We start from the raw sequence: 18,118 nt of genomic DNA, 5'->3' as shown, positions 1-18,118 counted from the left end.
GATGACTCGACTCGCGGTCCTGCTCGCGGTGGTGGCCACCGCGTTCGCCGCCTGGTTCGGCTACTCGTGGTGGGACGCGAGCCGGGACGACGGCGTCGCGCGGGCGACGGTCCGTGAGGAGGCGTTGCTGATGGGCAGACAAGCGGTCGCCGCACTGACCACTTTGGACTATCGCCAAGCCGAACAGGGCTACCAGAACTGGCTGAACCTTTCCGGCGGCGCGCTGCATGACGAGCTCTCGCGGGACCGGGAAGGCGGGCTCGGCCGGATCGGCCAGGCGAAGACCGTCACCACCGGCCGGGTCGTGGACGCCGCGGTGACCGAAGTGGACAGTGGCGGCGGGACAGCCGAGGTGATCGCTTCGGTCGAACTCGAAGTCCGGCCCGACGGTGGGGAAGCCGTCACCAAGCACAACCGGTTCCGCGCCGGCCTGAACCGGACACCGGACGGATGGCGCGTCACGTCGCTCGGCCAAGTGCCGGTGACCGACACCGGAAAGCCCTGACGGAGGACGGAATGACCACGAAACGAGCCGTCAAGCCGGTGCGGCGCACCGTGAAGGTCGCCGGAAAGATGGGCGGGAGCACCCGGGTCCTCGAAGACGCTGTCGTGCCTGAGGAAACACCGGCTCCGGTCGTTGTCCCGGTGCGGCGACGGGGGGCTTTGGTGTTCGGCGCTGTCGCGGTGGTGATGGCGGGCCTCGCGGGGTGGTTCGCGATCGAAGCGCGGGACGCCACGGCTGTCCTGGCGCACAACACCGCCCTGACCGACGTCGCCACGACCGCCGAGGTGAGCGATCAGGTCGGCAAAGCGCTCGGCACGGTGTTCTCGTACCGCTACGACGACCCCGCCAAGAGCGAAAAGGCCGCCAAAGAGGTCCTGACCGGGCACGCGCTTGGGCAGTACGACCAGCTGTTCGCGCAGGTCCGGGGGCTGGCGACGGAGCAGAAGCTGGTCGTGACGTCGACTCCGGTGGTCTCGGGCGTCAAGATGCTCGACGGGGACCGGGCTTCGCTGCTGGTGTTCCTGGACCAGACCGGGGTGCGGGGGGATGGGCAGCGGAGCACGGGGGCGGCTCAGCTGAGCGTCACCGCCGAACGCTCCGACGGCCGCTGGCGAGTCACCGCCCTCGCCGCCGCCTGACCGTTCTCCGCACTTACCGCGTCCCGGATGACGGTGCGCCGAACTTGCGTGCTCGGAGCCGGACCTCCCGTGTCTGGAGCCGTAACTCGTGTGACTGGAGCCGTAACTCACGTGCTCAGGGACCGCACACTCGAGTTACGGCTCTAAGCACGCGAGTCACGGTCTCGAACACGTGAGTTACGGCTCCAAGCACGCGAGTCACGCCACGAACGTTGCCCAAGGGGTGCCTTCACGCGACAACCCAGACGTCAGGAGGGGGCGGCCCGCAGGGCGAGGATCATCTCGAACCGTCGCTCAGGATCCCGCAGCCCGTCCGCGAACAGTGCCTCCAGCTCCTGGGCGCGTGATCGCACGGTCTGCGGATGCACCGCTAGCCGTTCCGCCACTTCCCGGACGTTCCCGCAGGTCTCGAGCCACGCCAGCAGCGTCCCGGCCAGCCGCGAGTGCTGCTTCCCGGTCAACCCGGCCAGCGGACCGAGCCGTTCCCGGACCAGTTCGGCGGCCAAGAACGGTTCCTTGAACAGCCACAGGCGCGAAAGATGGTCGACGCACCACGTCACGGGCTCGTCGGCGAGACCGCCGGAGTCGACGAGACGCAGGGCCTCCCGCGCGGCCCTCAGGGAACGTGCCGCGAAGGCCGGCGGGACGGCGGGGCCGATCGCGGCCCGCCAGCCTGCCAGATCTTCGGCGAACTGGTCCCGTTGATCCGGTTCCGGAGCGGGGAGCAACAGACAGGGCGAGGTGCTCTCGAAGTCCGCCAGCGCGCTCGACGCGGCCACTGGGGCTTCGTCCGACGGCTGGTCGAGGGCGACGGCGACGAGCAGGTCGGGCAGTTGCCAGCGGGCCAGGTCGGCGGCGTTCTTGAGGACGTCGGGAGGGGAGGGCGGGTCGGCGAGCAGGAGCTCCATCAGCCGGTGCCGTCGGCGCTCCAGTGCGCCCGCGGCCTTCTCCCGCGCCTCCGCGTGGCCCTCGACGGACAGCGCCGACAGCTCGTCGATGTAAGCGAAGATGGCTTCCGCGAGCAGGCACAGCGTCGCCGAGGGCACGCCGGCGCGACGGCCGGCCTCGGCCACCCGGCGCCAGGTCACCCTGGCTCCGACCCGGTACGCGGCCTGGAGGACGTCGACGTTGCGGCCCTGGTGGAACTCCTGGACGCCCAGGCTCAGGAACACGCTCCGCCGGTCTTCCGACGGGGCTTCCGGGTTCCCGATCCGCTCCACGAACTGCAGGAACGCCATCTGGACACCGGTCTTGAGCGCTTTCCCGAAAGCGCCGTCCAGCGGTCGCGCGTAGTCGGGGATGGTCCGCTGGATCTCGCGGACCACCTCCCCGGCCACGTCGGCCAGCACCGGCCGGAACGCGGTCGCCAGCTCTCTCGGCAGCAGCGCCCAGAGCTGCACGGGACGCCCGCTCGACCCATCGGGCCGAGCGGGCGTGAGAAGCGGGCCGTACGTCGCCTCGATCCCGCTGCGGGCATCCTGCGGTCGGGTCACCTCGTCACCTCGTTGTGAGTGGGAAACGCTGGTCAGTCCTCGGCGAGCAAGGCCTCCGCACGCAGGGCGATCTCCATGTCGAGCCGGTCGTCGGCGTTGTTCAACCGGTCGCCGAAGAGATCGATGAGCTGGTGCATGCGGTACCGGACGGTCTGCGGGTGGACCTTGAGTTTCTTCGCGATCTCCGGAGCGCTGCCCCGGGACTGGAGCCAGATCAGCAACGTCTCCCCGAGCCGCGCCCGCTGCTTGGGGGTGAGGTCGTTGAACGGGGCGAGGCTGCGCGTGCACAGCTCACGGACCAGGAACTCGTCGGCGAGCAGCCACAGGGTGGACAGGTGATCGCTGTACCGCGTGACCGGATTGTCCGGCAGGACCCCGCGCTGGACCAGCCGCAGCGTGCGGCGGGCCCACAGCAGGGAGCGCGGTGCTTCGGTGAGCCGCACGGCCGGGCCGATCACCGCCCGCCAGCCGGGAAGCCGTTCGGCGAGGTCCTTCAGGTGTTTGTCGGGGTCGCCGGTGACCAGACAGGGTTTGGGGCCCTCGAAGTCGACCAGGACGTCGGCGTCCAGGTCGGCGCTGTCGGGGTCCGTCGGGCCGAGCCGTCGTTCGAGCGCGACGACCGTGACCTCGGTGGGCAGCGCCCACTGGGCGTTGGCGGCGTGGGACGCGATCGACTGCGGTGAGGACGGCGGATCGGAGAGCATCAGTTCGAGCAGCCTGCGCCTGCGTCTCGCCCTGGTGCCCGCGGCCCGTTCCTGCGCGGCCGTGTAGCCCTCGATGGACAGTGCGGAAATCTCGTCCACGTAAGCGAAGATCGCCTCGGCCGCGGTGCACAGGAGATCGGCGTCCGCTCCGATCGCCTGCCCGAACTCCGAGACATGCCGCCAGGCGACGCGACCGCCGACGCGGTAGGCCGTCTGCAGGCAGTCGAGGCTGCGGCCTTCTTTGAACTCGACCTTGCCGAGGTTCCGGAACACCGCCGACCACTTGTCGAGCGCCGCTGTCCCCTGGCCGATGGTATCGAGGCAGTGCAGGATCGCCTGCCGGATACCCTGCGTGATGATCTGTCCGAACGCGCCTTCGAGTGGCTGCGCGTACTCGGGGACGGCTCGTTGCACCTCCTGAAGGATGGCTCGCGCCAAGGGGTCGGCCCGCGGCCGGAACCGCTCGCCGAGATCCCGTGGCAGTGACGCCCACAGTCCATTCGCACCGGTGCTGCGCACAGGTCGGTTCTCCACTGGGGTTCTCGGTGCCGGCGTGAAGGCGCGCGGTCGCTGGACCGGACCCGGTGGCTGGCGGTGCGGTGCGGCGGGGTGGCGCACGTCGGGGTCGGGCCGTGCGGTCCGCAGGTCGTGCCGCGAGAATCCGGTATCCAACTCGGTCATGTTTTTTATCCTTGCTGGCAACAAAATCAGCCTCTTCAACGGTGAAGCCGATCCAGATTTTGTGGCTCACGCAACATAAAATCCGGCCGAGAGGACTGTCAACGGCTTGCGGGACCTTGATCGGCCACCTGGATGGACTACACCCGAACGGGTGGTCCGATCCGGCGGCGGGTGACATTTAGGCGGGCCTGAGATGGGGTCCGGGTGACAACTTTTCCGGGACCTTTTCGAGGGCCTCCGCCGCCTCGCTGGCGCGGATGAGCACCTCGACGACCTCGTCCAGGCTCAACCGGGCGGGCGCGGTCTCGGCGAGGAAGCGTTCGATCTCGCCGCCGAACCGGGCCGGGTCGGCCACATGTGGAAAGTGTTTCGCATTTTCGAACACCGTCAAGCGGCTATCCGGCAGCAGTTCGCTGGTCTTCCGACCGTGGCCGACCGGGATGAGCGGATCGTGCGCGCCCCACACGACGAGCGTCGGCACCTCCCTGGCCAGGTAGAGCTTGTCGACGGCGCTCGCACGCTGGCCGCGGAGGTCGATCAGGCTGCGCGCGATGAACAGGAACGCCCGCCGCCTGCCCGGATCGGCCAGTGACGCGAGGTGCCTGGTCAGCTCCCGGGTCTCGGGGGAGAGTTTCCCGCCGAGACGGCGGCCGACGGCGCCGATCCCGCGGGCGATCGCGACGGTGGCCGGGTTGACGGCGGCCGACAGCGTCGCCTTGGCGCCCGGCAGGGCCGTCGCACGCAGGACCGACGTCACCTGCGGGCCGAGTCCGGCACTGCCCACGAGCACCAGCCGGGCGCACATCTCCGGGAACTGGTACGCGAACTGCATCGCGATCCCGCCGCCGAGCGAGTGCCCGGCGATGGTCGCGTGGCGGTGCCCGGTGAGCACGAGGACGTCGCGGACCACGCTGGCCATCGCGCCGAGGCCGTAGTCGGCCCGGGGAGACCCCGACTCGCCGTGGCCGGGGAGATCGGGGACGAGGACACGGCGTCCGAAGCCGGTCCGCTCGAAATGGTCGAGCAACGGGACCCAGGTCTCGCCGCTGCCCGAGATCCCGTGCAGCAGGACGAGCGGCTCGCCCGTGGCGTCCTTTGTGGACGGCAGGTATTCCCGCAGCCGGATTTCCTGCCCGTGCAGGGTCAGTGTGCGCGCTTCGAGGGCCATGTCCCGCCTTTCCGTTGTCAGGCGTCAAAATAACGGGTAGAACGCTGGGTTCGTCAGCGTGTCGCCGGACACGTCCGGTAATGGCGACCCGGATGACAAGAATGCCGGGTCGGACCCCGAGTCGGATGCTAAAACCGGGGCGGCGAGGCAATTCCGCATCGACATTTTCCCACCGTCCCGGTATTCAGGAAAGCGTCGGTAAACACCCGTCACCACGGGGAGAAAAACGATGGCCTGCCGGGCGGACTTCCACGTCGACCAGCCGAGGGCGAAACGCGCCCGCCGAGGCTTGCGCTGGGTGCTCCCCACCGTGCGGCCATCGGAACGCCCGCTCCGGCGCGTCAGCTCCCTGGTTCCCCATCGTCGCGGCGGTGGGCGCGCATGAGCCGTTGCGCGCGGAGCGCCAGCTGCATGCCCAGCCTGTCGTCGGCGTCCCTGAGGCGGTCGCCGAACAGGTCTTCCAGTTGCCGCAGGCGGTTCCGCACGGTCTGAGGATGGACTCCCAGCCGTTGCGCGATCTCCGGTGCCCCGCCGCGGGTTTCCAGCCACGCCAGGAGGGTCTCGCTGAGCCGCTCCTGTTGTTTGTCGCTCAGCGAGCTGAACGGGTCGAGGCTCTGTTTGGCGAGTTCGGCGCCGAGGAAGTCCTCGGCGAGCAACCACAGCGTGGCGAGGTGATCCCGGCACCAGACGACCGGTCCGGGTGCGTCCTCGCTGGTCAGCAGTAGTGCGCGGCGGGCGGTGCGGAGGGCCGCGGGCGCGTCGGTGAGCGGCACGACGGGGGAGACCGCCGCGCGCCAGCCGTCCATCGCGTCCTTCAGCGGCGCCAGATCGGTGTCGGGATCCGCGGTGAGGAGGTACGGCTCGGTGGTGTCGAGGTCGATCAACACCGTGCCGTCCAGGAGGTGGGCGGGGAACGCGGGAGCGCCCGGAGCGCGCTCGAGCGCGACCATCGCCGCGGTCTCCGGGACCCGCCATCCGGCGCCGTTCGCCAGGCTCGCGATGCTGCACGCGGACCCTTCCGGTGCCTGTGCGATCAGTTCGAGCAGGCGGCGGCGACGGAGCGGGATCGCACCCGCCGCCCTGGCTTCGGCCTCCTGGTATCCCTCGATCGTCGTGGCGCACAGTTCGTCGACGTAGACGAAGACGGACTCCGCCGCGAGCGCGATGACGTCCGCGCCGACACCGAGTCCGCGTACGATGGGCCGCATCGCGCGCCAGGCGGCCCGTGCGCCGATGGTCGCGCTGTCGTGCAACGGTTCCAGGCCGCGGCCTTCGGTGAACTCGGTCCGCCCGCGCAGGCGGTAGAACTCGACCCAGCGGTCGTGGGGGACGTCCGGATCGCCGATGCAGTCGACGTAATGCTGCACCGCCCGCTCGCACGAGACGACCAGGACCCGGCCGAAGACGCCGCGCAACGGCAGCGAGTACGCGCTGACCGATCGCTGCACCTGTTTGATCATGGCCGCCGCGGCGTGACCGATATACGGACGCAGTTCTTCGCCGAGCGAACGCGGCAACGTCGCCAGCATGCCGAAACTGCGGTACTCGACCACGAAGACCACCTTTGATTTTCTTCGAACCAGGGGACGGGAAACGTGAATCCCTTTGCACAACCGCGTCGGATCGACGGACCGGGTGCCGGGAGTGTTTCTACTGGATCGGACGACCGCGTGTACCACGAATGTGACGTTGAATTGGCGACGGAAAGTCGCGGTACTCCACGCCGGTGACACGGACGGGCGTTTCGGCGTGGCGGCTTTTGACACGGATGTGGCGCCGGTTCTACGCTCCGTGCATTCGAGTGCGCCGATGGCGCGCGGACGAAGGGGAATTGGTGCCCGTAATCGTCGGCATACTTCACAGCGGGAGAACGCACACGTGAGCTGGCAGCCCGTTGGTTCGTTGTGGGCACGCCTGCCGAGGGAACTCGGTGACGCCGTCAGGCCGCGCATCCCGGCGATCGCCCGGCACTGCGTCGAAGGCGTGGTGTCCGAAATCGGCGAGTGCGCCGAGGTCTTCAGCGACAGCGATGCCCGTGCCGCGGCCGTCGAGCTGACCAGGCGCAGCATCGAACGCGCCATCGACCGGGTCGGCGTCCCCGAACTACTGCAGAACGACCTGCTGGCGGACTTCCGCGCGCAGGGCAGGATCGCGTTCCATCAAGGACTCAGCCGGGAGGCCGCGCAGGCCGCGTTCAGGGTCTCGAGCTGGGTGCTGTGGCGTTCGATCGCCGCGGCGGGCCGTCAGCTCCAGCTGTCGGGGGACGTCCTCTACGGCGCGGCCGAATGCCTGTTCGGCGACGTCGTCGAGGTGACGATGGCGCTGACCGAGGGTTACAACGCCGCGCAGGCCGAGGCCACCGGGCCCGCGGAGCAACGGGCCAGGCTGTTCCGGCTGCTGACCGCCGGCACGGGGTACGCCCAGGCCGACGCCGGCGCGCTCGCTGTCGCGATCGGCTGGCGGATCCCGCAGCGGATCACCGCGGTCGTCTTCACGGCGGCTCCCGGGGCGCCCGCGTTCCCCACGGGCCTGTTGCCGACGGCGGTCCCCGCGGATCTCGTCTCCGACGCGCCCGGCGCGCTGGTGGCCTGTCCCGAAGCCGATCTCGGCGGTCTGCGGGAACTGCCGTCTGGCTGGTCGGCGACCGTCGGGGTGGCCGTCCCGATGGCGCAGGCCGCCGAGTCCTTCCGGATCGCGCGCCGCGCGTCCGAACTGGCCCAACGCGGGATGATCACCACGGTCGGCCCGGTGCTGTGGTGCGAGGAGCACATCACCACGTTGCTGTTGCTCGCCGACGAGTTCCTGCTGGACCAGCTGGCGGGCGAGGCGCTGGAACCGTTGTCGGGATTGGCGCCGCGGCAGCACGACGAGCTGGCGGCGACCCTGCTCACGCAGGTGCAGACGCGGGGGAGCGCGCCCGAGATCGCCCGGCAGCTCGCCGTGCACCCGCAGACCGTGCGGGCGCGCCTGCGGCGGCTCACGGAGTTGTTCGGCGAGCGGCTGGACGATCCGGATCAGCGGCTGCGGATCGAACTCGCGCTGCGCGCGGAACGGTTGCGGCCCGCCGACGTCTGACGGGCCCCCGCCACCGGGAACACCCAGCGGCGGTAGCCCCACCAGCGGAACGCCGATCCCGCGGCGGTGCCCAGCAGCATCCCGCTCACGAAGTCGGCGATCTCCTGCGCCAGGAAGCCGACCTCGGGGACCTCGAGCCGCAGGACGTAGCGAGAGATCAGGGGCGGGCACAGGTTGATCGTCACGGCGATCGCGTTGACGGCGAAGAAGAGCGCCGCCTCGTGCAGACGGCGCCTGCCGCCGCGGGTGTGGAACGCCCAGCGACGGGAAAGCAGGTACGCGAAGGCCGTCGCCACGACGGTGGCGATGGCCAGCGCGGTGACCGGTTTGGCTTGCAGGACGGTGAGTTTCAGCCCGTAGTTGGTCCCGAGGGTGAGGCCGAACGCGGCCAGGCCGACGGTGGCGAACCGGAGCAGCTCACGCCGCTTGCCGGTCCGCGCACCGCCGGCCGCCACGCCGTCCACAAAGGACGCGGGGGCGGTTCTGAGCATCGAGGGCTCAGCAGTTCGACGTCGCCGGGGTGCCCGCGACCCGGTCCTTGAGGAACGCGAGCACGTCGGCGTTGCCGGTGTAGACCGCCGTGATGTGGTCGGTCTCGAAGGTCTTCCAGGTTGTCTTGACCCCGGCGGCGCAGTAGGCCTTGTGCAGCGCGTCGGCCTGGGCGAACTGCACGAGCTGGTCCTTTGTGGCGTGGTAGAGGAACACCGGGACCCGGGGAGGCGTGCCGCCGAGCTTGTTCTCGTTGAGCCGCTTCACCCATTCCGGCCGGACGTAACCGGCGCTGGTCGTGTAGTCGGAGATCTTCTGGTTCGCGTAGGTGGTGAGCAGCTCGAACGTGCAAGCGCTCTTCTGCATCTCCGCCAGTTTCGCGCGGCCGTTGTCACTGAGGAAGGAGTCCAGTTTCAGCTCGGGATACGCGTTGTCCAGGCCGACGAGGGCGTAGGCGAAGACGCCGAAACCGGCTTTCCCGTCGAGTTGCAGGGTGACCTGGACCAGGTCGGCGGGCACGCCGCCCGCCGCGACGCCGACGAGGTTGAGCTCCGGCGCGTACGAGGGTTGCAGCTCACCGGCCCAGGCCGCCGCCCCGCCACCCTGCGAGTACCCGCGGAAGAGCACCTTGGCGTCGGCGGACAGTTTGGTTTCCGGCAGGCGCTGCGCGGCGCGGACCGCGTCGATCACCGCCGGGCCCTCCGAACGCCCGACCACGTACGTCGTCTTCGGGTTCTGGCGATAGCCCTCGTAGTCGGTCAGCGCGACGGCGTACCCGGCGTCGAGAGCGTCGTCGAGACCGGACTGCTCGTAGAACGCGCCGATGTCGATCATCTTCGACGGCGTGCAGTCGAACGCCGGACCGTGCGTACCGGCGGCGAACGAGACGATCGGCGCCTTCGCCGGGTCGGCGTTCTTCGGGACCAGGACGGTCCCGGTCACCGCGTCCGGCCGCCCGAGGGCGTCGGTCGACAGGTACATCACCTGCCACGCGTTGACGGAATCCTTACGCGGACCGGCTTTCGAGACCCGCGAACGGATGATGTCACCCGGCTTGCCCGCCGGGAGCGGGGACGGCGGGGTGTAGAACGAGTCGTCGGACGCCGTGGGGGCGGCGGAATTCGCCGGGCTCCCGCTCAGCACGGTCAGCAGACCGGCGGACAGGACGATCGCCAGCGCGGCGGCGAGCGTCCGGCGGGACGGGCGGGGGAACGAGATCGGCACGGCCGGGCCTCCAGGGGAATCGGGACACGTGAGTCGAAGGGCAGGGCAGAGGTATCGGGCTGCTCGCTTGCGTGTCGGCTTCGGGTGTCGCGAAAGCCACTTTCGGGACGTCTGATGTCCTGAAAGTGGCTTTCGCGACATCGGGGTGAGGTGAGGTGCGGGGCGCAACCCACTCATGGCCAAGACGCGTTTGCCTTACCCCTCGAGAGAACCGCCCTCACCACTCACGACTTCTTTGGCTCAGGCGTTGCCGCCGTAGACCTGACGGCAGGTCGAGGATTCGGAGAAGGCGAGGTTCAGTTCCGGGTTGGCGCGGAGGGGCTTGATCGGGCCCTCCGGTTCGCTCAGCCCGCTCATCGTGCTGTCGGCGTCGGCGATCACCTTCTCCAGGCTCGCCTTGTCGGTGACCTTGGCGTCCTGCATCTTCGCCAGGGTGGTGGTCACCTTCGACTTGGTTTCGTCCAGCGTGGTGGTGGCCTTGTCCACAGCGGACTGTCCATCCGGGACCGGGGGAACACCCGCGTTGCGGATCCCGCCCGCCATGTCGTCGAGCGCCACGGTGAGCGAGTTCAGGAAGCCGACCATGGCGGTCTTCGCCCCCTGCGGGTTGTTGGGGTCGAACGCGGGCGGCTGGGACAGTTTCGCCGAACCGGCCGCCACTCCGGAGCACACCTTGTCCACCCAGGCGAGCGCGGCGGGGTCGGCGTGCCGCCCGGTGTCGGCGGGCTCGTCGGACCCGCAGGCGGTCAGCAGGACCGCCGCGGCGGTCGCTGAGACGGTGGCGAACGCGATTCGCGCTGCCGTGCGGCGCATTCTTTTCATGGTTTCCCCGTCGAATTCGGCGAAAGAGGGCCGGCCGTGGCACGAGGAGCGGGATCCGCGGTGGTCGGCGGTGACCGGCTTGCTGAACCGCGAGGTTACTCACGAAGGATTCCGTCAGGCAAGCCGACCGGAGCCGGGGAAAAGGCGATTGGCACGCGCGAGATAGTTTCGTGCGGCGTGATTGTCACCCGCGTCAGCGGTTCCTCCGGAGGCCTCAAGTGGCTCTGTGCTGGGGAAACCCATGTGCCGCTACTAGGAAGCGGGTGCGGGCACCGTGCCAGGGTGACAATTTACCGACCGCGCGTCAACTTTTCCGGAGAAGCCCTTGATAGCGGTGCGGGAGCGTCGTTAGTTTACTGTTCGGTTGCGATCCGTCAGACATCGTCGCTACCCGGAGAATTCTCTCGGGCCGATATTCATTGCTCTGGGGAATTGTACGCCGTTTCGTATCATCGTTGATACCACGGAAGGACGATCGTGAGTCACCGTAGAGGAACCAAGAAGGCGGTCGCCGCCGCCGCTGCCGGTGCCGTGGGGCTTGCCACCGCGGTACTCGTGGTCGGGGCGCAGTCCAGTGTCGCCGACCCCATTTCGCTGCCGCTCAACTACCACTGCAACCTGCCGCTCGTGGGGTCGCAGTCGTTGAAGGTGGTGATCAACACCGATCTTCCGCTGTCGGTCAAGACCGGTCAGCCGACCGGCACGTTCGACATCAAGGCCGTCTCCACGATCAACGCGGACACGGTCAGCGGGCTCAACCTGATCGGTGCGACCACGCTGGAAGGCCAGGCCGTCGCGGCGGCGACCGTGGCGGCGCCGGGACTCAACCTCCCGGTCAAGGTCCCCAACGACATCGCCAAGCAGAACATCCCCACCACGGGTGAGATGACGGTCAACGCGGCGGGCAAGACGCCTTCGCTGACCTTCAACCAGCCCGGCGAGGCGAAGATCACCGTGGGCGACCTGCAGCTGAAGGTCACCCCGCGCAAGGCCGACGGTTCGGTCACCGGCATCACGCCGGACGGCACGATCGACGCGCCGTGCACGCAGGATCCGGGCCAGAACAACACCCTGGCGACGATCAAGATCGGTGACGGTGGCGGCACCACCACGCCCACCACCACGCCGACCACGCCCACCACCACTCCCACGACGCCGACCACGCCGACGACCCCGCCCACTACCACCACCCCCGGTGGCGGCGGGATCAAGTACGCGTTCGGCATCAAGGGGCAGACCGCGCTGAAGTCGCTCGGCAGCACCGCGGCGATCAACGGTGGCTTCGACGCGGACGTCGACCTGGCGTCCAAGACGTTCACCGGTGATCTCAAGCTCGACCCGTCGTCCACCCAGTTCAAGCTGTTCGGGTTCGTCGACGGTCGTTCGGAGATCAAGGTCGAGCAGGTCGGCAAGCAGACCGGTGAGCTCGTCGGCACCGGTTTCAAGGCGAACATCAAGTTCAACGTGTTCCTGCCGAGCGTGCAGGTCTTCGGGATTCCCATCAGCAGCGACCCGAAGTGCGGCACGGTCAGCCCGTCCACCAGCGTGATGACCACCGGTCCGGACTTCGACCTGCTCAAGGGCGGGAAGCTGACGGGCACCTACTCGCTGTCGGCGCTGCAGAACTGCGGGCAGCTGAACGACTTCATCAGTGCGTTCGCCAAGAGCGACGGCAACACGCTCGATCTGAACCTCACCAAGAAGTAGTCAGGCAAGCCGGTCCCCGTCGCGATCCGCGGCGGGGACCGGCGCCGTTTTCGGGAAGGCGACCATGTCCCTACGCGTCAACGTCCGGATGCTGCTCGCGGCGGGCGTCATCGTCCTGCTCACCGCCTGCTGTCTGCTGTTCGTCGCCGTCCGCGGTGCGGCGGCGAGCACCCCCGTCGACAAGAAACTGTCGTTCACCTGTCCGTTCCCGCTGATCGGGCTGCAGAAGCTCGACGTGAACATCAAAGCCGACTTCGAGGTTCCGGCCGCGCCCGGCGGCACGCTCACCACGTCGGGGTTGACGATCACCGTGACCGTGCCGGACAAGGCGGCGCGCGGGCTCAACCTCGTCGGCGCCGCCACCATCGAAGGCACCGCCGCGGCGGGTGTCACGCTGGTCAACGGCGACGCGAAGCCCTTTCCGGTGCGCATTCCCCTGGACGTCGCCAAGACCGACCTCCCGCCGTCCGGCACGTTCACCACGGTGGCGACCGGCTCCGTGCCGACGGTGACACTGGCGAAGCCGGGCAAGACCACGTTGACCGTCGGCGACTTCACCACCCGCCTGACCCCGAAGAAGGCCGACGGCTCGTTCACCGGCATCGGTTCGTTCACCTCGGACTGCGCCCTCGACCCCGGCCAGGACGCTGTCCTGCTCTCTTTCGACCTCGGTGACAAGCCGGCGGGGCGCCAGTACACGGTCGCCGGGAAGACCGGCGTCAAGGCGCTCGGCGCCACCGCGCCGCTGACCGGCGGATTCGATCTGAGCGCCACCTCGGCCACGGTGTTCACCGGCGGACCGGTGTTCGACAAGGCGCACGCCGACTTCCGGCTGTTCGGTTTCCTGCCGGGCGCGGCCGATCTGGAGTTCGTCGCGGACGGACCGCAGGGCGGCGACTTCGCCGGGACGGGTTTCGTCTCGCGCCCCCGGTTCACCACCGTCCTCCCGCTCGTCACGCTGATCGGCATGCCGGTCAGCAGCGGGCCGGGATGCAGGACGTCGGCCCCGTCCACGGCGGAACTGCGCACCGGGGACGGCTTCACCATGGCGACCGGCGGCGCGCTCACCGGCACCTACTCGCTGGCGCCGCTCACCGGCTGCGGCGCGTTCACCCCGTACCTGAGCACGTTCGTCCAAGGCGACGGCAACACTTTCGATCTCGTGCTGACGCCGCGCTAGTGTCCCGCGCCGTCACTCGCGTGATTGAGCCCCGCACTCACGTGATCAGAGCCGTGACTCGCGTGTGCGGCGTCTGATCACGCGAGTCACGGCTCTGATCACGCCTGGGACCTCTGTTCTCACCACCATCGCAGTAGTCGGGCCGGACGCGGGTCTGGTTCCCGGCGGCGGTAGTCTGCCTCGCGACACCTCGAGGGACACCTGTTCCACCACCACGGAACCGCTGGTGAATCCTGGGAGTGCCACGAAATGACGATTTCCGCGCCGGAGGCCGCCGTCCGCACGGTGGAGCTGACCGTGTCGGGGATGACCTGCGCCGCCTGTTCGGCGCGGGTCGAACGCACGCTGAACAAACTGGACGGTGTCCGCGCGTCGGTGAACTACGCGACAGAGCGCGCCACCGTGCAGGTGCCCGAAGAGCTGGCCGACGACGTGCTCATCGAGCGGGTCCGCAAATCCGGCTACACGGCCGAGATCCGCGGGGAAGAGGATCCGGACACCGGGTTGGCGCGGGTCCGCGATCTCCGACGGCGGCTGGTCGTCGCCGCGCTGCTGGCGATCCCGCTGGGGAACCTCTCGATCACCCTCGCCCTCGTGCCGCGGCTGCGGTTCCCTGGCTGGGAGCTGCTGTGCCTCGGCTTGGCCGTACCGGTGGTGTTCTGGTCCGCGCTGCCGTTCCACCGCGCCACGCTGCGGAATCTCCGGCATCGTTCGTCCAGTATGGACACTCTGGTGTCGCTGGGAGTGCTCTCGTCGTTCGCGTGGTCGGCTTGGTCCGCGTTCGCGGGCGGCGCCGAACCCGGGTACTGGATCGGCTTCGGCCCGACGGCGGCCGGGGCGGACGCGATCTATCTCGACGTCGCCGCCGGGGTGACCACCTTCCTGCTGGCGGGCCGGTACTTCGAAAGCCGGTCCCGGCGCGGCGCGGCCGGGCTCCTCGCGGCGCTGGACGCCTTGGCCGCCAAGGACGTCCGGGTGCTGAGGGACGGCGCCGAGGGGATGGTCCCCATCGGCGACCTGGCCGTCGGCGACCTGTTCGTGGTGAAACCCGGTGAGTCGATCGCCGCGGACGGTGTCGTCCACACCGGACTGTCCACTGTGGATGTGAGCGCGGTGACCGGCGAGCCGGTGCCCGCGGAGGTCGGCGTGGGGGACCGGGTCATCGGCGCCTCGGTGAACCGGGACGGCAGGCTCGTCGTCCGCGCGACAGCGGTCGGCGCGCACACCCAGCTGGCCCAGATGACGGCGCTGGCGGAACGCGCGCAGGCCCGCAAAGCCGCCGTGCAACGGCTGGTCGACCGGATCTGCGCGGTGTTCGTTCCCGCCGTGCTCGGCGTGGCCGTCTCGACGCTCGCGGTGTGGCTGCCCAGCGGCGCGCCCGTTCGCGACGGTTTCGCGGCGGCCGTCGCCGTCCTCATCATCGCTTGCCCGTGCGCGCTCGGGCTGGCCACGCCGACCGCGCTCATGGCCGGGGTCGGCCGCGGCGCCCAGCTGGGCATCCTCATCAAGGGGCCCGACGCGCTCGAGGCGAGCCGCACGGTGGACACCGTGGTGCTGGACAAGACCGGCACGGTGACCACCGGCAAGATGACGGTGACCGCATGCCGCCCCGCCTACGGATTCGTCGCCGCCGAGGTGCTGAGGTTCGCCGGGGCCGTCGAGTCCGGTTCCGAACACGCGATCGCGGCCGCCGTCGTGACCGCGGCCCTGGCCGAACTTCCGGAGCTTCCCCCTGTCGAGGACTTCGCCGCGCTGCCGGGACTCGGCGCGCGCGGAACGGTCGACGGTCACGAAGTCCTCGTCGGCAACACCCGCCTGCTGACCGGACGTGCGGTCGCGGTCCCGGCCGACGTCGCGGACGCGCTGAAGGAGGCCGAGCACGAGGGAGCGACGGTGATCCTGGCCGCGATCGACGGCCGGGTCGCCGGACATCTGGTGATCCGGGACGTCGTGAAGCCGTCGGCACGGGCCGCGGTCGACGCCCTGCACTCGCTCGGCCTGCGGACCGTGCTGCTGACCGGCGACAACGAGGCCGCCGCCCGGATGGTCGCGGACGAGGTCGGCATCTTCGACGTGCGCGCCGGCGTGCTGCCCGCGGAGAAGGCCGAGGTCGTCGACGAGCTGCGGGCCGGGGGAGCGCGGGTCGCGATGGTCGGCGACGGGATCAACGACGGTCCGGCGCTGGCCACGGCGGATCTCGGCATGGCGATGGCCCGGGGGAGCGACATCGCGATCCGTTCGGCCGACATCGTGCTGGTCCGTGACGACCTGCGCGTGGTCCCCGACGCCATCCGGCTCGCCGATCGGACCCTGCGCGTCATCCGGGGGAACCTGGTCTGGGCGTTCGGCTACAACGTCGCCGCGATCCCGCTGGCCGCGCTGGGGCTGCTGAACCCGCTGATCGCCGGGGCGGCGATGTCGCTGTCCTCGGTGCTCGTCGTGTCCAACAGCCTTCGTCTCAAGGACTTCGGCCGGGCGGACCGACGCGCTGCGTGACACTTCCGGGTGGTTTTGTACCATCGCCCCGGGGACAAGGGGGCCTTCGTGAAGCCGTTGAACACCGGCGAACCCACCGGCGTGGGGCGCTACCGGGTGTTCGCCGCGCTCGGAGAAGGCGGGATGGGCCGGGTGCTGCTCGGGATCTCCGCCGACGGGCGCCTGGTCGCGATCAAGCAGGTCCACCCGGGCTTCGCGCACGACCCCGGTTTCCGTGAGCGGTTCCGCCGCGAGGTCGAGACGTCGCGTCTGGTGTCCGGTGCCTACACCGCCCCGGTCATGGACGCCGACCCGAACGCGCCGACGCCGTGGCTGGCATCGGTGTTCGTGCCGGGTCCGGCACTGTCCGAAGCTGTCGCCGCCGGTGGACCGCTGCCGCCGATGGCGGTCCGTCATCTCGCCGCGGGGCTCGCGCTGGCACTCGGCGACATCCACCGTGCCGGGCTGATCCACCGGGATCTGAAGCCGAGCAACGTCATCCTCGCCGGGGACGGCCCCCGGGTGATCGACTTCGGGATCGCCCGCGCCGTCGAGGGAGACTCGGAACTCACGCACACCGGCGCCGTCATCGGCTCGCCCGGGTTCATGTCGCCGGAACAGGCCGAGGGCAAGCCGCTGACCTCGGCGAGCGACATGTTCTCGTTCGGCGCGCTCCTGGTGATGGCCGTGACCGGGACGAACCCCTTCACTGGAACGTCCACTCCGCACACCCTGTACAACGTCGTGCACGTCCAGCCCGATCTGCGGTATCTGGCGCCGGAACTCCGGCAGATCGTCGAGCCGTGCCTGGCGAAGAACCCGGCGGACCGGCCGTCCCCGGCCTGGGTGCTGGAACGGCTGGGCCCGATCCCGCCGATGACCAGCCCGTGGCCGCCGCTGGTTTCGCATCTCATCGAGACCCAGCAGGCGGAGGTCCGGCGGCTGCTGAACCCGCCCGCGCCGAAGCGGTCCCGCCGTGGCCTGATCGCGGGACTCGCCGCGGCCGCCGTGGTGCTGCTGGCCGGTGGCGTCGTCGCCGCGGTCTCCTTGTCGAAGGACGACCCGCCGCCGGCCGCCGCCGCGCCGAGTTCGCCACAGCCGCCGGACGAACCGGTCGCCACCCCGGTCAACCAGGATCCGCTGGGCCCGGACAACCTGCGCAAAGTCGACCTGTGCAAGGTGCTCGAAGGGCGCGACGTGCCCGGGTTCGGCAAACTGAGCACGAAGATCGACATCCACTTCGATTCGTGCACGTACTCCTCGCCCGCGGGCCACTGGCTGGAGCTGGAGGTCGGTGGCGACCTGATCGAGGGCGAAGCGGGTGGCGAGCTCGAGGGACTTCCCTTGCGCATCAAGGGCTCCGCTGACTCGTGTGCGGTCGCTGTCCCGGTCTCGGGGCTGCCGAACACCAAACTCAGCGTCGACGTGAACTCGATGTCCACAAAGGACGAGGCCTGCTCGGTGGTGAAAGCGGCCCTCACTGACGCGGTCAAACGGATCCGGGCCGGTGGCCACGATCGTGAGCTTCCGGCGGGCACGCTCGCCCTGCTGGACCCTTGCGCGGTGGTCGGCTCCGCGACCGCCGACCGGCTGATCGGCCCGGTCGTCGAAACGATCCGTGAGCATCTGCACCGATGCCGGTACGACGCGGCGGGCAATGTCCAGCTGAGCCTCGTGCGGGCGTACCCGCCGGTCCAGTCCAAGGACTCGTCCTACACGGGGACCGCCACCCTGGATCTCGGCGGTACCAAGGTGTACCTGGCGAAAAGCGACGACGGCATCGCCCGGTCCAGCTGTTCGCTGATCTGGCAGCATCGGTCCGTCAGCGACCGTGACGGGGAGAACGTCGAGCTGACCGTCGGCACCAGCGGGACGAAGATGACCGCCGACGAGGCCTGCGAGAAGGCGAAGGGCTTCGCCGGGGCGCTGCTGCAGAAACTTCCGAAACCCTAGGGCT

General features: G+C 69.6%; 14 protein-coding genes. 7 read left to right on the top strand and 7 right to left on the bottom strand.

Features of this window, described 5'->3' with window-relative positions:
• The first annotated feature begins 1 nt into the window (after position 1).
• Together HDA45_RS03515 and HDA45_RS03510 are read left to right on the top strand one after the other, a co-directional pair.
• Entirely contained in the window at positions 2-505 is a 504-nt protein-coding gene (locus HDA45_RS03515; RefSeq protein WP_184891857.1) for a hypothetical protein, read from the top strand.
• A gap of 11 nt (positions 506-516) precedes the next feature.
• Positions 517-1,143 (top strand): hypothetical protein, encoded by a 627-nt coding sequence (locus HDA45_RS03510; protein WP_184891856.1) that lies wholly within the window; start codon positions 517-519, stop codon positions 1,141-1,143.
• A gap of 248 nt (positions 1,144-1,391) precedes the next feature.
• On the opposite strand, the gene HDA45_RS03505 is transcribed toward HDA45_RS03510, so the two are convergent.
• The 4 genes from HDA45_RS03505 to HDA45_RS03490 all read right to left on the bottom strand — a co-directional run bounded on the left by HDA45_RS03505 (position 1,392) and on the right by HDA45_RS03490 (position 6,751).
• Positions 1,392-2,636: a PucR-like N-terminal domain-containing protein gene (locus HDA45_RS03505; RefSeq protein ID WP_184891855.1), complete on the bottom strand. Its 1,245-nt coding sequence runs from the start codon at positions 2,634-2,636 to the stop codon at positions 1,392-1,394.
• Positions 2,637-2,668: 32 nt separating this feature from the next.
• The gene (locus tag HDA45_RS03500) at positions 2,669-3,859 is read right to left on the bottom strand and encodes a PucR-like N-terminal domain-containing protein (RefSeq protein ID WP_184905257.1); all 1,191 of its coding nucleotides are present in this window, start codon (positions 3,857-3,859) and stop codon (positions 2,669-2,671) included.
• Positions 3,860-4,199: 340 nt separating this feature from the next.
• On the bottom strand, positions 4,200-5,189 hold the full coding sequence (locus HDA45_RS03495; RefSeq protein WP_184891854.1) for an alpha/beta fold hydrolase: 990 nt from the start codon (positions 5,187-5,189) through the stop codon (positions 4,200-4,202).
• Between the two features lie 341 nt (positions 5,190-5,530).
• Entirely contained in the window at positions 5,531-6,751 is a 1,221-nt protein-coding gene (locus HDA45_RS03490) for a PucR-like N-terminal domain-containing protein (RefSeq protein ID WP_184891853.1), read from the bottom strand.
• A gap of 316 nt (positions 6,752-7,067) precedes the next feature.
• Between HDA45_RS03490 and HDA45_RS03485 the strand changes: the two genes are divergently transcribed.
• Positions 7,068-8,264 carry a PucR-like N-terminal domain-containing protein gene (locus HDA45_RS03485; RefSeq protein ID WP_184891852.1) on the top strand — a complete coding sequence of 399 codons (1,197 nt, stop codon included), beginning with the start codon at positions 7,068-7,070 and terminating at the stop codon, positions 8,262-8,264.
• Here HDA45_RS03485 and HDA45_RS03480 read toward each other — a convergent pair.
• From HDA45_RS03480 to HDA45_RS03470, 3 genes are all read right to left on the bottom strand, one after another.
• On the bottom strand, positions 8,204-8,755 hold the full coding sequence (locus HDA45_RS03480; protein WP_246480596.1) for a GtrA family protein: 552 nt from the start codon (positions 8,753-8,755) through the stop codon (positions 8,204-8,206). The two genes, HDA45_RS03485 and HDA45_RS03480, sit on opposite strands and share 61 nt — an antisense overlap.
• A gap of 7 nt (positions 8,756-8,762) precedes the next feature.
• Positions 8,763-9,977, bottom strand: a complete 1,215-nt coding sequence (locus HDA45_RS03475; RefSeq protein WP_184891851.1) for a lipase family protein — start codon at positions 9,975-9,977, stop codon at positions 8,763-8,765.
• 240 nt (positions 9,978-10,217) lie between these two features.
• Positions 10,218-10,790: a hypothetical protein gene (locus HDA45_RS03470; protein ID WP_184891850.1), complete on the bottom strand. Its 573-nt coding sequence runs from the start codon at positions 10,788-10,790 to the stop codon at positions 10,218-10,220.
• A gap of 486 nt (positions 10,791-11,276) precedes the next feature.
• Here HDA45_RS03470 and HDA45_RS03465 point away from each other — a divergent pair, with 486 nt between their 5' ends.
• From HDA45_RS03465 to HDA45_RS03450, 4 genes are all read left to right on the top strand, one after another.
• The gene (locus HDA45_RS03465; RefSeq protein WP_184891849.1) at positions 11,277-12,506 is read left to right on the top strand and encodes a DUF6801 domain-containing protein; all 1,230 of its coding nucleotides are present in this window, start codon (positions 11,277-11,279) and stop codon (positions 12,504-12,506) included.
• A 64-nt stretch (positions 12,507-12,570) separates the two neighbouring features.
• Positions 12,571-13,686, top strand: a complete 1,116-nt coding sequence (locus HDA45_RS03460) for a DUF6801 domain-containing protein (protein ID WP_184891848.1) — start codon at positions 12,571-12,573, stop codon at positions 13,684-13,686.
• A 249-nt stretch (positions 13,687-13,935) separates the two neighbouring features.
• Positions 13,936-16,182 carry a heavy metal translocating P-type ATPase gene (locus tag HDA45_RS03455; RefSeq protein WP_184891847.1) on the top strand — a complete coding sequence of 749 codons (2,247 nt, stop codon included), beginning with the start codon at positions 13,936-13,938 and terminating at the stop codon, positions 16,180-16,182.
• 48 nt (positions 16,183-16,230) lie between these two features.
• The gene (locus HDA45_RS03450) at positions 16,231-18,114 is read left to right on the top strand and encodes a protein kinase domain-containing protein (RefSeq protein WP_184891846.1); all 1,884 of its coding nucleotides are present in this window, start codon (positions 16,231-16,233) and stop codon (positions 18,112-18,114) included.
• Positions 18,115-18,118: the final 4 nt, after the last annotated feature.

The organism is Amycolatopsis umgeniensis, from assembly GCF_014205155.1.
Taxonomy (GTDB): Bacteria; Actinomycetota; Actinomycetes; order Mycobacteriales; family Pseudonocardiaceae; genus Amycolatopsis; species Amycolatopsis umgeniensis.
This window is presented reverse-complemented; position numbering and strand designations above follow the sequence as displayed.